The sequence below is a fragment of the Nostoc sp. CALU 546 genome (assembly GCF_048836525.1).
In genome coordinates this window covers 1-13,195 of record NZ_JAWJTF010000055.1, presented here as the reverse complement: position 1 = coordinate 13,195, position 13,195 = coordinate 1, and the positions used below count along the sequence as shown (strand labels likewise).

The window sequence follows — 13,195 nt, the reverse complement described above, 5'->3', positions numbered from 1 at the left end:
AATTCTGAGAGTCTAATTACAAATTATTTTAATGTTGGTGCTGATAGCGGCTGAAACCTGGGCCGTAGGTTGCTAACAGGTTTTGCGGTGAAAGGGCAATTTCTGGCTTACCAGTACAAACAATGCTTTGGTTTAGACAAAGCACGCGATCGCAATGGCGATTTACCATATCAATATCGTGGGAAACTTGCAATACTGTCCAACCTTCCTCCCGCTTTAACTCATTTAGCAAAGCGTAAAAATCTGCTGCACCTTGCACATCAACACCAGCAAAGGCTTCATCTAGTACCAATAGTTTCCGAGGCATTACCAAACAATAAGCCAATAAAACCCGCTTGAGTTGACCACCGCTAAGAGTACCAATAGCTTGATGCTGTAAATGATAAGCATCAGTTCGCCGTAAAGCTTCTGTTACTGCTGCCGATTTTTCTCGGTCTTGTCTCCACAGCTTGGAAAAAAATAAATCCCCCCTTTTACCTTCCTTAGCCCATCCCAGTCCTACCAATTCGCTGACAGAAATGGGAAAACTACGGTCAAAGATGAAATTTTGCGGCATATAACCCAACAAGTGACGTAAACGCCCCAGTCTTGCAATTGGGCGACCTAATATTTCAATCGTACCAGCACTTCGAGGTATCAAATCTAAAACCGCTTTTACCAGGGTACTTTTACCAGCACCGTTAGGGCCAACTATGGCTGTATCTGTTCCTGGTAATAATTCAAAGGAAACATCTCGAACAGCTAGATAGCTGCCTTGATAGACAGTTAATCCTTCTACTTTCAAAATAGCAATATCATTTGTCATTGGTTATTTTTCATTGGTTATTTGTCATTTGTCATTTGTCATTTGCAAAGGACATAGACGCGCTAGCGGCTTCCCGCAGGGTAGGACATCTGACAAATGACAAACCTATTTACAAGCTGTTTCTAGAGTTTGCAAGTTAGCTTGCATCGCTTTGAAATAATGCTGTGGATCTGTTTCGCCAGTTTCTAATGAATCTAGCGTCTGCAAAGTTAAATTTAAATCTTGGGATAGGCTGGTTAGAAGTTTGTTATCTACTCCTGGTTCACTAAATAAAGCTTTAACTTTGTACTTTTTCACAGCATTGACTGCATTTTGCACATCCGCTGGTGAAAGTTGATCTTCGGGAATTTGCACCACAGCAACTTGCTTGAGTTTATAGCGTTGAGCTAAATATGGAAACGCATCATGAAAGGTAATAAAGGTGCAACTAGGATTTTTTTGTAAAGTCTGTTGAAATTCGCTGTTTAAATTTTCTAATTCTTTAATATAAGCAGCAGCATTAGCTTCATAAATAGCTTTGTTCGCTGGATCAGCAGCAACTAATCCATCCCGAATATTTGTTACTTGCTGTTTTGCCAAAACTGGATCTAACCATACGTGTGGATTTCCTTGGGCGTGGCTGTGATTGTGGTCGTGGTCTTTTTCTTCTTTCGCTGTTTTCACAACAGGTGAGATTTCATTTAAGGGTTTAATACCTTTACTGGCATCAATTTCAGTTAGTTTTTTATTTTCGGCATTTTTGATAGTATTTTCCAGAAACTCCTCCAAACCTAAACCATTTTTTACTAACACATTCGCAGTAGCGATCGCTTTGACATTTTGTGGTGTCGCTTGATATTCATGTACCTCCGTACCGGGCGGCACTAAAATTTCTACATCTGCCACGTTTCCAGCTACCGCCTTAGTAAACAAATATATCGGCAAAAATGTCGCCACTACTTTAGTTTTTCCCGACTGCGCCGTTGGGGTAGAAGCAGGTTCCTGTACTTGCGGCGACTGTTCGGAAGTTGTTCCCTGATTCGGATTCGATTGGCTACAGCTAGCCATTGACAACATTAGCAGAGCAATTATAGACAAGATGCCGCTTCTTTGTCTGCCTGTTCTAAGTCCTCTGTAATTCATCATCACGGTCTTTTCCCCTCAAAACGGATGCTTGTTTTGCCTCTGTCATAATTCCTATTGACAATGAGACTGATTATTGATTTTATACTATAATAATTCTCATTCTCATTCACAGCACATCATATCATTCTGGATTTCCTGTGTAATGAATAACAACAACACTTTTGCAGACGGTACAGCCTTCTGCAATTTAGTTTTCCCTGAATAATTAGGATTTCTTGACTTTTTTTGTTAAAAAGTTTGCTTAGTTCTGATAAAATTACTGAGAAATATTTTCATGAAAAACACGTTTAAAAAAACGTGTTTTAGGTGTGAATTGGAGATTGGTGTGAGGAAAAAAATGCAAAAATTCTGTAAATATCTGCTGGTTAGTCCAGCAGTTTTTAGCGTAATGCTATTTGTGAATACTGCTGCATTTGCAGGTGAAACTTCCAGCAATTCTGAAATCAACCAACCGCAAGTTTTAGCCAATCCAGACACAAGAACTCAGAACATAGCCCCAGATCAGATAATGGGGCAAGTTACCTCCGTGTCTCAATTTTCTGACGTACAACCCACCGACTGGGCATTCCAAGCATTACAGTCGTTGGTTGAGCGCTATGGCTGTATTGCAGGATACCCAAATAGCACTTATCGCGGTAATCGGGCATTAACGCGATATGAGTTTGCTGCCGGTTTGAATGCTTGTCTTGATCGGGTTAACGAACTAATTGCAACAGCTACAGGCGATTTAGTTAACAAAGAAGATTTAGCCACATTACAAAAGCTGCAAGAAGATTATTCAGCAGAACTGGCGACACTTAGAGGTCGTGTAGATGCAGTAGAAGTACGCACTGCTGAATTGGAGGCGAATCAATTTTCAACCACAACCAAACTGCAAGGACAAGTTGTTGCTGTCGTTAGCGATGTTTTGTCAGGAAATACAGTCAACGGTGAAGAAATTACAGACGAGAACACAACATTAGGAGTACGGGCGCGAGTAGAATTTGTCACCAGCTTCACAGGACAAGATACACTCTTTACCAGAATCCAGGCTAATAATATTCTCAGCCCGAATATTGGTACACCAGAGGGTAACTTATTCTTTGCTGGCGAGGATGGTACTACTAATGCTGCGATAGATGCACTGTTCTACAGATTTCCTTTGGGCGAAAAAACACAGGTGATCGCGATCGCTAATGGAGGTGCAGCAGACGACGTTACCAGCACTGTCAACCTCTTTGACGGTGATGGTGCTTTTGGTGCTTTGTCTACCTTTGGTACACGCAACCCAATTTATAACCAAATAGGCGGCGCGGGGTTGGGAGTAACACACGAGTTTAGTGATAAATTAGCACTAAGTCTAGGGTACTTGAGTGGTACAGCGAATGACCCTACCCTTAATAATGGTTTGTTTAATGGTGCTTATGGTGCGCTGGCGCAGTTGACAGTTAAACCAAGCGATCGCATTTCTATCGGTTTAACTTACATCAATTCCTACAACCAACCACTACTCACAGGTAGCAATGCTGCCACTTTCCAGGATATAGCAGCTATCCAGGGTTTACCAGAAGATCAAGTAGGATTTTCCAGTAATTCTTACGGCGTCCAAGCATCCATTGGCATCACTGATAATATCGTTTTGGGTGGTTGGGCTGGATACACCAACAGCCAAAGTTTAAGAGGAACCAGTGGAGATGTTGATATTTGGAACTATGCTGTCACCCTCGGCTTCCCTGACCTCGGTAAAAAAGGTAACTTAGCAGGTATTATCGCTGGTGTGGAGCCAAAAGTGACAAGCTCTGACATCGCAGGATTGGCTAGTGATCCTGATACGTCCTATCATCTTGAGGCGTTCTACCAGTATAAGCTGAGTGACAATATCACCATTACTCCAGGAGTTATTTGGTTAACATCACCAGATCACAACAACGACAATGATGATGTTGTTATTGGTGCATTGAGAACCACATTTAGTTTCTAATTTTTAAAATCTTAAAAGAAGACGCAAAGGATAAATTTGCGTCTTTTATTTTGTGTGTAGTCTCACAAATAAAACTCCGTATTTTTGCTGGGATTGATATCTCAAAACACTATAGTGATTCTGAATATAGATCAATACAGTTCAGATAAGACCAAAACACTTGTAGAGACGGCGATTTATCGCGTCTTTATAACGATTTATCGGATTTTTGCGCTCTACAATTTCCATCAAAAAACCTTAACCGAACCGTATTGAGACTTGAACTTACTACCCATAAATGCTCAAAGTGTTCGTAGTGATTTATCAGATAACCAATGCATGGGTACTTTAAATACAAAAAGACCAGCCTCCCACAGCTGGTCTAGAAAATGTTTTTTTGCGTTGTCTTCTCAAGAGAGTTAAAACCCAATTGCGCGTTCCCAAAATGCAACGGGCAACTTTTCTTAACAATATTGTAACAGCCAACACAGATTTTTCTTGAAAATTCATCAAAAAAAGATATGCATAAAACTTAAAAGCCTCTATCTATCAGGAGAATTCAGCAGAGCGCAGGGTATAGATAGTGGAGGTAAGGGAGAAAACTTTACCTTGTCTCCCTCATCTCCCTTGTCCCTGCGCCAGTTTCAACCGATCAATTTCAACTTGACAGGCTACTGATGCTGGGAGCTATTTCTGCATCTGCTGATGTTTCGCCCACGCGGAGGATTTTAGCCCCCAACTGCTGCAATTTCATATCGAGTCGATCATAGCCGCGATCGAGGTGCTGTAGTCCTTGAATCGTGGTTTGCCCTTCTGCTGCCAGTCCTGCTATGACTAGCGCGGCTGATGCTCGTAAGTCTGTACCTAAAACTGGTGCGCCAGATAATTTTGGTACCCCCCGAACGAAAGCAGCGTTGCCTTTAACACGAATGTCTGCTCCCAAGCGATTCAACTCTGAGGCATGACGCAAGCGATTTTCAAAGACGGATTCGTTAATTACACTGTCGCCTTCTGCCAATGTCAGCAAAGCCATAAACGGTGCTTGCATATCTGTGGGAAAACCTGGATGGTATTGAGTTTCAATATCCGTTGCCTTAAGGCTTTCCGCTGGCAGAATATGTAATTGGTCAGGCTTTTCATCAATTATTGTCACTCCAATATCCCGCAGCTTGGCAATCACTGGGATGAGATGTTCTGGAGCCACTGGCGAGAGAAGAAGTTCTGAGCGGGTAATTGCTGCTGCTAACAAAAACGTCCCGGCCTCAATGCGATCGGGAATGATGCTGTAGTCAACAGAATGCAACTTGGGGACTCCTTCAATAATAATCCTGCTAGTCCCCGCGCCCTTAATCTTCGCTCCCATCGCGTTACAGAAGTTAGCTAGATCAACTACTTCTGGTTCTCTGGCAGCATTTTCGATGATCGTTTCACCCTCTGCCAGGGTAGCCGCCATCATCAAGTTTTCTGTCGCTCCAACACTGGCGATGTCTAAGTAAATCTTCGCACCTTTTAATCTCCTGCTGCTGCCAGGGACGTAGGCATTACAAATGCCATGCTCAATTTGTACTTCCGCTCCCATTGCTTGCAGTCCGCGCACATGCAAGTCAACTGGTCTAGCTCCAATAGCACAACCGCCTGGTAAGGGCATCTGCGCTACTCCCAGTCTTGCCAGAATGGCACCAATGGCGAAAAAACTCGCCCTTAACTGGGTAACTAGTTCGTAGGGAGCTTTTGATGTTTTAATCTCGCTGGCGTTGATGTCTAAAATGTCACCTTGTCGTGTTAATTGTACACCCAAGGCCGATAACACCTGACCCATCCGCTCAACGTCCGCTAATAAGGGGACATTGCGGATACGACAATCGCCGGGACACAGCAAGGCTCCAGCCATGATTACCAATGCTGAATTTTTTGCCCCGCTAATTTTCACATGACCCCGCAAAGGATGCCCACCCCAAATTTGCAAGACTGAGGAGTCTGCCTCTGGAGCAATTTTGGCATCTGGTAAGCTGGTAGAAGGATTAATAAGCCTACCTCCAAAAGTAATACGTATTTTATATGTTTGAAGTTGGTTTTGATTCTACAGTAAAGATTCAAAATGTCCACGTTTTAGGGCAACGTCTTGGATAAAAAAATTGTTTTTTGGGTAAATAATCCGGGCTGAGAATAAGTAACAGCAAGCATTTTGAGCTTTTTGAAAATTTTCAAAAAAAGAATGAATAAGTAGCATTTTTAAGCAAAAAAAAATACTCAGTAAAATAACTTAAGTGTTCTCTAAAAATCAATGCTCTACTGTTGAGTTAATATTTTTATTTGACCGATCTCCTAAAAAACTCGTTTACAATTTGAGCCTTTTAACAAGGCGTTACAATTTTACTTGACAAAGGTAAAACATAACGCAATAATAAGAAATTGTCGATAAGCACAAATGCCAGCGGAACTGGCGGAATTGGCAGACGCGCTAGATTCAGGTTCTAGTGCCGCAAGGCTTCCGGGTTCAAGTCCCGGGTTCCGCATATCATCAATTTTGGATTTTAGATTGCCAATTTTGGATTAATCTAAAATCCAAAATCTAAAATCTAAAATCGTGTTGACCAGTTTACAAAATTCCCTAGTCAAGCAAATTCGCAAGCTGCATTCCACAAAGGAGCGGCACAAGCAGCAGTTATTTTTACTAGAAGGGACGCACCTGTTAGAAGAAGCTTGTGCGGTGAATTACCCTCTAGAAACAGTGTGTTGTACCCCAGATTGGCAAGCAGCCCATTCCTCACTTTGGGATGAAGCTTGTAGTAGATGCGATCGCGCCGAAATTGTCAGCAGAGAAGTTTTGGATGCGATCGCGACCACAGTCCAACCTGATGGTGTGGTGGCAACGGCAAAACGAGGCCAACAGCAAACTCAAATACCATTTACTGGTTTAGTGCTAGCTTTAGAAACCGTACAAGATCCCGGCAACCTGGGTACGATGATTCGTACTGCTGCCGCCGCCGGAGCATCAGGGTTGTGGGTAAGTGAAGATAGTGTAGATTTAGATAGCCCCAAAGTTCTACGTGCTTCAGCAGGGCAATGGTTTCGCCTAGCAACAGCCGTAACCGAAGATTTAAAAGCGACAGTGCAAGAAAGTCAGCAAGCAGGAATGCAGGTAGTGGCAACTTTACCGAGTGCGACTTTAACTTATTGGGAAGTGGACTGGCGAAAACCCAGTATGATTTTACTGGGAAATGAAGGTGCTGGATTGTCGGCAGATTTAGCAGCGATCGCAGATCAGCAAGTCAGAATTCCTTTGAGTCCTGGAGTGGAATCTTTGAATGTGGCGATCGCAGCCGCTTTAATGTTGTACGAAGCTCAACGGCAATTGATTTGCCAGTAGGCAAATCTGAGTAGTTCACCTTTTTACCCCAATTGGGTTTTTGTTTTTTCTTCGAGATATTGTTCAATATCAGCAACTGCGTCCTCAAGAGCCGCTAAATCAATATCTATCAAGTCTTCGTCGAGTTCTACTTCCGTGAAATTACTAGTATGCAGTTGGGGGATCTCTTCTTCCTCAATTGAAATTTCTTGTAAGATATCCTCCAACTGTTCGAGGGATTGTTGAAACACTTGATCAGCGGCGCGGCGCTGTTCTGGCTGGCTTTGCTCCATAATATTAATTTGAAAATCCTGATTTACTGACTTAATTTTGATTCTAGTTCCTACGGATTTAAATTTTGCACTTATAACATCATAGTTGTGTGCTGTATCAACTTTAGCAGTGCTTATCAAGAATATCGATAGCTGTCTCCAATTAAGAGGAGCCAGAATTCAGAATTCTGAATTGCTTATTACTCTACCGATAAAGGGATAGAGTAATAATCAAGGAAAAAGATTCAGCGGCGCTATCGCCCAGTCGTACAGAATTTATTCTGTTAGCGATAGCGGGGCGTTTAGCCCATTCTGACTCCTGAGTTCTGAATTCTTCTTCATTTGATAGACTATCCTAAATTTGAAATTATAAAAACTGGTAGCTCAGGGCTGATAACTAACTATGAGTGAAGCCTTATTCTGTATCGAAAATCTGCGAGTTGCCTATCCTGCACGGAGTGGAGAAGAAGCAAGCTGGGCGGTTGATGATGTCTCTTTCACCTTGAAACCAGGTGAAAGAATGGGATTAGTGGGAGAATCAGGTTGTGGTAAATCAACTATTGGACGGGCAGTAATGCGTTTACTACCAGCCTCTAGTCGTGTTGAGGGACGCGTGACATTTCAAGGACAATCGGTGTTTGACTTGACACCTAACCAGTTGCAGAAATTTCGGGGAGAGGCGATCGCGTTAATTTTTCAAGATCCCATGACACGTCTCGATCCACTGATGACGATTGGTAAGCATTGTATCGAAACCCTCCAGGCGCACTCACCACAATTATCAACGCGGGAAGCGAAAGAAAAAGCACTTGCTACTTTAGCTAAGGTGAATATTCCCGCTAGTCGTTGGAATCAGTATCCTCATGAGTTTAGCGGTGGAATGCGCCAACGGGTAGCGATCGCCTTAGCTTTACTCCTCAATCCCAAGTTAATTGTTGCTGACGAACCCACAACCAGTTTAGATGTCACTGTTTCCGCACAGATATTGACAGAATTAACTCGCCTGTGCGGTGAAGAAAACATGGGATTGTTGCTGATTTCTCATGATTTAGCAATGGTGGCTGAGTATTGCGATCGCATTGGCGTGATGTACAACGGCAAAATGGTCGAAATGGGTTCTACAGAAACCGTATTTAGACAACCTCAGCATGAATATACGCGATCGCTTTTAAAAGCAGCTTTACATATTCAAGCAGTAAATGATAGTGGAGAATTGATAATTGCCAATGACGGAGAAAAGCAATTACCGATTATTAATGAGAAATCCCCAATTTTGAGTGTTACAGAACTCAAGCAACATTACACCATAGAACCTAACTTTATCGAACGACTGTTTAATACACAAACGCAGACAATTAAAGCAGTAGATGGAATCAACCTGGATCTTTATCCAGGAGAAATTCTCGGCTTAGTTGGGGAATCAGGTTGTGGTAAAAGTACGCTATCACGAACAATTTTGCAACTAATTCGTCCCACTAGTGGCAAAGTTGAGTTTTTAGGACAGGATTTAACTAAACTGTCGCGTCAAGAAATTCGTTCTTCACGGCGACAAATACAAATGGTCTTTCAAGATCCTCATGCTTGTCTCAATCCAGCCATGACAGTGGGACAAAGTATTGCAGATCCTTTATTTATCCATAATCTTGCCAATCCTACCAAGGCAAAAGAACAGGTTTTGTGGATGCTAAATAAAGTCGGGTTAACACCGCCAGAAGTTTATTATGAGCGTTATCCCTCAGATTTATCTGGTGGACAACAACAAAGAGTAGCGATCGCTCGTGCTTTGATTACTCACCCTAAACTTTTAATCTGTGATGAACCCGTGAGTATGTTAGACGCCAGTGTGCAGTCGCAAGTGCTGGATTTGATGTTGCAATTAAAAGAAGAGTTTGAGTTAACTTATCTATTCATCACTCACGATCTTTGGTTAGCTCGATTTTTGTGCGATCGTATTGCCGTAATGAATGGCGGTAAAATTGTCGAACTCGGTCTTACAAAAAAGATTTTTGCCAATCCTCAGCATCCTTATACCAAAACCTTACTAGCAGCTGCCCCATTACTAGCACGCGCTTAACTAAGTAAAATTAGGAGTTAGAAGTTTTAAACTCCTAACTTCTGTACAGACGCGATTAATCGCGTCTCCTAACTCTCTTCCCTTCCCTCAAGTAATTTAGTTCCTTCTCCACTCGATCCATATAGCTCAACAAACCTTTTAAACAGCAACGCACTCTCGTGATTTGAAGTCCTACTTAAGTTGAATAAACGCTCTATATTTTTATCAGCTAAAGCTTTTAGGTACGGCAAATCTTCAAAAAGTGTCAAACAAGAAGCAAAATGCAATATTATTTGTAATAATGGCTTTGGCCACTCTAAGTCACTATAAATATCTATAAACAACTGATGTTCTGAGTCAGTTAAAGGGAAAGCATTAAATATCACAATTATCCTTTTGTGATTATAGACTGGAATACTCAGTTCAACAGTGTAGGGAGTATGTAATATTAAATCCACATCCACAGTTGGCTGCCGCCAAATTCTCAAAGGATTAGCTGGTGAATCTAATATCGTTTGAAATGTGATTTTACCACCAACATTTGTAGTTTGAAACTGGCTGATATTAAGAATTTTAAGATTATTAAGGCTAAATCTATGAACTGTTTCTAAATGTTTTAAGTTCAATAGATGATAAATTTGGCAAATATAGGGGAAAGGTAAAATATACTCCTGGCTAATCATGTGTAGCTTTCTTATTTGCAGCTTGTTAGCTTGAGTACGAGCGAGATATTCTTGATATTGGGTGGGGTCTAAATCATTGCTATTGAAGCTTTCTTCTGGCTTTAAATATAGCCAACTCATAAAAAAGAAAGAGGCTGTAAATAGCTGAAATATTTCTATAGCAGATAAAGAACCATCGGCAAATACAGCTATACTTCTATCGGTTATCCCGAAAAGCCAAGATGGAATACCAAAAAGCCAAATGCTATTTTTTATTTTATCTATAAAAAGCGCTATTTCGACAATATTTGGAATATTACTATCTTGATTTTTTAAACAATTAATAGACATAACAGGTTCACTTAATTTTAATCTATAGATTTGATGCTTATGTGTATGCTTATATTTATATTGATTAATTTTAAGGACTTATTAATGGTGACAACCTCTATCTTGAGTTATATATAAAACTTGTACTGATTAATACGAACTTAAAATCAGTTTTGTAAATATGACTGCAAAATATAATTTAGTGTTAGACATAAACCTAAATTCTATATGTATAAAAACATAATTGAATTGCCTGTAAATCTTGCTAATAAAGGATTTATACGTTTTCAAAGGATAAAAGCTTATAGTAAAAATGTTGCTGCAATATTTATGTACACTGAATTTTAAAAAAACAAATTATCTCAACAGTAAAAAAATACTATATAAATATTCAGAGAAAAGATTTGATTTTTCCTGACATAATAGAACTATCTATTTCTTTAGGATGAATGCTGAACGATGCGTTAGGAATAAAACTTAGAATTTAAAAGTAAGGAGTTATAAAGTCTCTCTGTTACACAAAATACAGTAGGTAGTGCGTTTGAATTTTCCTCTAGTTATAGCAACGGTGGTGTCTTTCGTAGTGGTCTATCGCATACTTGCTAGTAGAGTTAGCAATTATCTGATGTAAGGTACGAGTCCCCTACCTGGTAAAGTATCTGTGACAATCACGATAGAATCCGTAGAATTGCTACTGTTAACACTGTATTATTTTTAAATATTTTCTGAAGATTTTTTCCGAGACAGTATCAATGACTATTCGCCATGCGACTGAAACTGACTTGCCTGCAATTGTGGCAATTTACAACACCGCAATTCCCAGCCGCATGGCAACCGCTGACTTAGAACCAGTATCAGTGGAAAGTCGCCTTGCTTGGTTTAAGGGGCGATCGCCTTCACAACGGCCACTTTGGGTAATTGAAGTAGATGGAGTAATCGCTGGATGGCTTAGTTTCCAATCCTTTTATGGGCGACCCGCTTATAGTAAGACTGCCGAAATTAGTATTTACATAGCCCCTAGCTTTCATCGGTGTGGCTTGGGACGGCAACTCTTAGCACAAGCAATTAACGAAAGTCCTAGTTTAGGTATAAAGAGCCTAGTTTGCTTCATCTTTGCCCACAATCAGCCCAGTTTAAAACTCTTTGAAACGTTTGGCTTTCAGCGCTGGGGACATTTACCTAACATTGCCGAACTTGATAGTGTTGAACGGGACTTAGTGATCATGGGACTACGAATTAGTAAACCTGTTGTTTAAAGCGATCGCACAAGTGATGATCCGCCTCATTTTATTTAAATTACAATCCTCATACTCAAATCCAGCCACTTTGACTGAGTAATCGGCGCACTGCTCGAAATATAGTCAACACCCGTTTCCGCCACAGCGCGAATCGTTTCCAAATTCACATTCCCCGAAGCTTCAATTTTCACTCGGCTATCCTGCTCACGAATCAACAGCACCGCCTGACGCATCATATCCAAAGGCATATTGTCCAACATAATAATGTCAGCCTTGTGCTGCAAAGCTTCTTTCACCTGCTCTAAACTTTCCGTCTCAACCTCTATAGTCAAGGGATAAGGAATCTGAGAACGAATACGGGTAACAGCTTCTCCAATTCCCCCAGCAGCAGCAATGTGATTATCCTTAATCATCACTGCATCATCCAATCCCATACGGTGATTAATTGCTCCACCCAAGGCAGTCGCGTACTTTTCCAACAGTCTCAGCCCTGGTGTCGTTTTACGCGTATCCACCAACTGAGCAGGTAAATCTGCAATTTTCTCTACATATATATTAGTGAGCGTGGCAATCCCACTCAACCGCATAGCCAAATTGAGCGCCACTCGTTCCCCCATCAGCAGCGCATCCAGCGAACCATGAATTTCAGCTACTACCTGTCCCGGCTCACACCATGCACCTTCAGCCGCAACCGCCACAAAGCTGACTTTTTCATTCAAAATCTGAAACACCCTAGCTGCAACTGGTAAGCCAGCAATTATCCCAGAAGCTTTAGCGATCCATTTAGCAGAGCCTAGCGTCACATCTTCTACTAGTAGCGTATTTGTAGTGCGATCGCCTCTGCCAATATCCTCTATCAACCAGCCACGTAATAGTGGATCTAAAATCAGCCACGGCGGCAAAACACCAGAATTCTTCACAACTTTAATTGCTTCCTTAGTGACTTTCAGGAATACTATAGCCTAAAACCCTTACTCGCCAAGGCTTTGATAGTGACTGAAAACAATCCCAAAAATATTTTGGAAAAAGTAGTTGACACAATGAATTAGGTTCGCTATATTGAATAAGTGCCTGAAGCGGAGCGCGAAAGAGCGACGCCTGAAGGACACCGAACCTTGAAAATATTATAGTTTGAAAGCCATTATACAACAAGTGGCCTGCGTCAAGCAAATAAAGAGAACTAAGCTGGAGTTTTAAAAGAGCAGCTAATTGAGCTATAGAGCTTTCCAATACAAAACGGAGAGTTTGATCCTGGCTCAGGATGAACGCTGGCGGTATGCTTAACACATGCAAGTCGAACGAAATCTTTCGGGATTTAGTGGCGGACGGGTGAGTAACGCGTGAGAATCTGCCTTCAGGTCTGGGACAACCACTGGAAACGGTGGCTAATACCGGATGTGCGGCAAGGGGAAGAGAGAACAG

10 protein-coding genes, 1 tRNA gene and 1 rRNA gene are annotated in these 13,195 nt (G+C 41.4%); 6 read left to right on the top strand and 6 right to left on the bottom strand.

Annotated features, from left to right (window positions below):
• Positions 1–28: 28 nt before the first annotated feature.
• Together RRG12_RS24265 and RRG12_RS24260 are read right to left on the bottom strand one after the other, a co-directional pair.
• Positions 29–805, bottom strand: a complete 777-nt coding sequence (locus RRG12_RS24265) for a metal ABC transporter ATP-binding protein (RefSeq protein ID WP_420760946.1) — start codon at positions 803–805, stop codon at positions 29–31.
• Between the two features lie 105 nt (positions 806–910).
• A complete protein-coding gene (locus tag RRG12_RS24260; RefSeq protein ID WP_420760970.1) occupies positions 911–1,861 on the bottom strand; it encodes a metal ABC transporter substrate-binding protein in 951 nt (316 codons plus the stop codon).
• Between the two features lie 406 nt (positions 1,862–2,267).
• Here RRG12_RS24260 and RRG12_RS24255 point away from each other — a divergent pair, with 406 nt between their 5' ends.
• Positions 2,268–3,890 carry an iron uptake porin gene (locus RRG12_RS24255; RefSeq protein ID WP_420760945.1) on the top strand — a complete coding sequence of 541 codons (1,623 nt, stop codon included), beginning with the start codon at positions 2,268–2,270 and terminating at the stop codon, positions 3,888–3,890.
• Positions 3,891–4,527: 637 nt separating this feature from the next.
• Here the strand turns inward: RRG12_RS24255 and murA are convergent.
• Positions 4,528–5,895, bottom strand: coding sequence for a UDP-N-acetylglucosamine 1-carboxyvinyltransferase (gene murA, locus RRG12_RS24250; protein ID WP_420760969.1), 1,368 nt, complete (start codon positions 5,893–5,895; stop codon positions 4,528–4,530).
• Between the two features lie 408 nt (positions 5,896–6,303).
• On the opposite strand from murA, the gene RRG12_RS24245 reads away from it, so the two are divergent.
• Together RRG12_RS24245 and RRG12_RS24240 are read left to right on the top strand one after the other, a co-directional pair.
• A tRNA-Leu gene (locus tag RRG12_RS24245) sits at positions 6,304–6,385 on the top strand.
• 71 nt (positions 6,386–6,456) lie between these two features.
• Positions 6,457–7,239 (top strand): TrmH family RNA methyltransferase, encoded by a 783-nt coding sequence (locus RRG12_RS24240; RefSeq protein ID WP_420760944.1) that lies wholly within the window; start codon positions 6,457–6,459, stop codon positions 7,237–7,239.
• A gap of 23 nt (positions 7,240–7,262) precedes the next feature.
• On the opposite strand, the gene RRG12_RS24235 is transcribed toward RRG12_RS24240, so the two are convergent.
• Positions 7,263–7,511, bottom strand: coding sequence for a hypothetical protein (locus RRG12_RS24235; RefSeq protein ID WP_069073299.1), 249 nt, complete (start codon positions 7,509–7,511; stop codon positions 7,263–7,265).
• Positions 7,512–7,893: 382 nt separating this feature from the next.
• On the opposite strand from RRG12_RS24235, the gene RRG12_RS24230 reads away from it, so the two are divergent.
• Positions 7,894–9,564, top strand: a complete 1,671-nt coding sequence (locus RRG12_RS24230; RefSeq protein ID WP_420760943.1) for a dipeptide ABC transporter ATP-binding protein — start codon at positions 7,894–7,896, stop codon at positions 9,562–9,564.
• 68 nt (positions 9,565–9,632) lie between these two features.
• On the opposite strand, the gene RRG12_RS24225 is transcribed toward RRG12_RS24230, so the two are convergent.
• Positions 9,633–10,556 carry a hypothetical protein gene (locus RRG12_RS24225; RefSeq protein WP_420760942.1) on the bottom strand — a complete coding sequence of 308 codons (924 nt, stop codon included), beginning with the start codon at positions 10,554–10,556 and terminating at the stop codon, positions 9,633–9,635.
• Between the two features lie 731 nt (positions 10,557–11,287).
• Here RRG12_RS24225 and RRG12_RS24220 point away from each other — a divergent pair.
• Complete coding sequence (locus RRG12_RS24220; RefSeq protein WP_420760941.1) at positions 11,288–11,791, top strand: GNAT family N-acetyltransferase; 504 nt, start codon at positions 11,288–11,290, stop codon at positions 11,789–11,791.
• Positions 11,792–11,826: 35 nt separating this feature from the next.
• Here the strand turns inward: RRG12_RS24220 and nadC are convergent, their stop codons facing one another.
• Positions 11,827–12,693: a carboxylating nicotinate-nucleotide diphosphorylase gene (gene nadC, locus RRG12_RS24215; RefSeq protein ID WP_420760940.1), complete on the bottom strand. Its 867-nt coding sequence runs from the start codon at positions 12,691–12,693 to the stop codon at positions 11,827–11,829.
• 313 nt (positions 12,694–13,006) lie between these two features.
• Here nadC and RRG12_RS24210 point away from each other — a divergent pair.
• Positions 13,007–13,195, top strand: a 16S ribosomal RNA gene (locus RRG12_RS24210); the annotation flags it as partial.

Excerpts from the sequence above, each read along its gene's own strand:
- RRG12_RS24265 (WP_420760946.1), bottom strand. The coding sequence starts at position 805 with ATGACAAATGATATTGCTATTTTGAAAGTAGAAGGATTAACTGTCTAT.
- RRG12_RS24260 (WP_420760970.1), bottom strand. The coding sequence starts at position 1,861 with ATGTTGTCAATGGCTAGCTGTAGCCAATCGAATCCGAATCAGGGAACA.
- RRG12_RS24255 (WP_420760945.1), top strand. The coding sequence starts at position 2,268 with ATGCAAAAATTCTGTAAATATCTGCTGGTTAGTCCAGCAGTTTTTAGC.
- RRG12_RS24235 (WP_069073299.1), bottom strand. The coding sequence starts at position 7,511 with ATGGAGCAAAGCCAGCCAGAACAGCGCCGCGCCGCTGATCAAGTGTTT.
- RRG12_RS24230 (WP_420760943.1), top strand. The coding sequence starts at position 7,894 with ATGAGTGAAGCCTTATTCTGTATCGAAAATCTGCGAGTTGCCTATCCT.
- RRG12_RS24225 (WP_420760942.1), bottom strand. The coding sequence starts at position 10,556 with ATGTCTATTAATTGTTTAAAAAATCAAGATAGTAATATTCCAAATATT.
- RRG12_RS24220 (WP_420760941.1), top strand. The coding sequence starts at position 11,288 with ATGACTATTCGCCATGCGACTGAAACTGACTTGCCTGCAATTGTGGCA.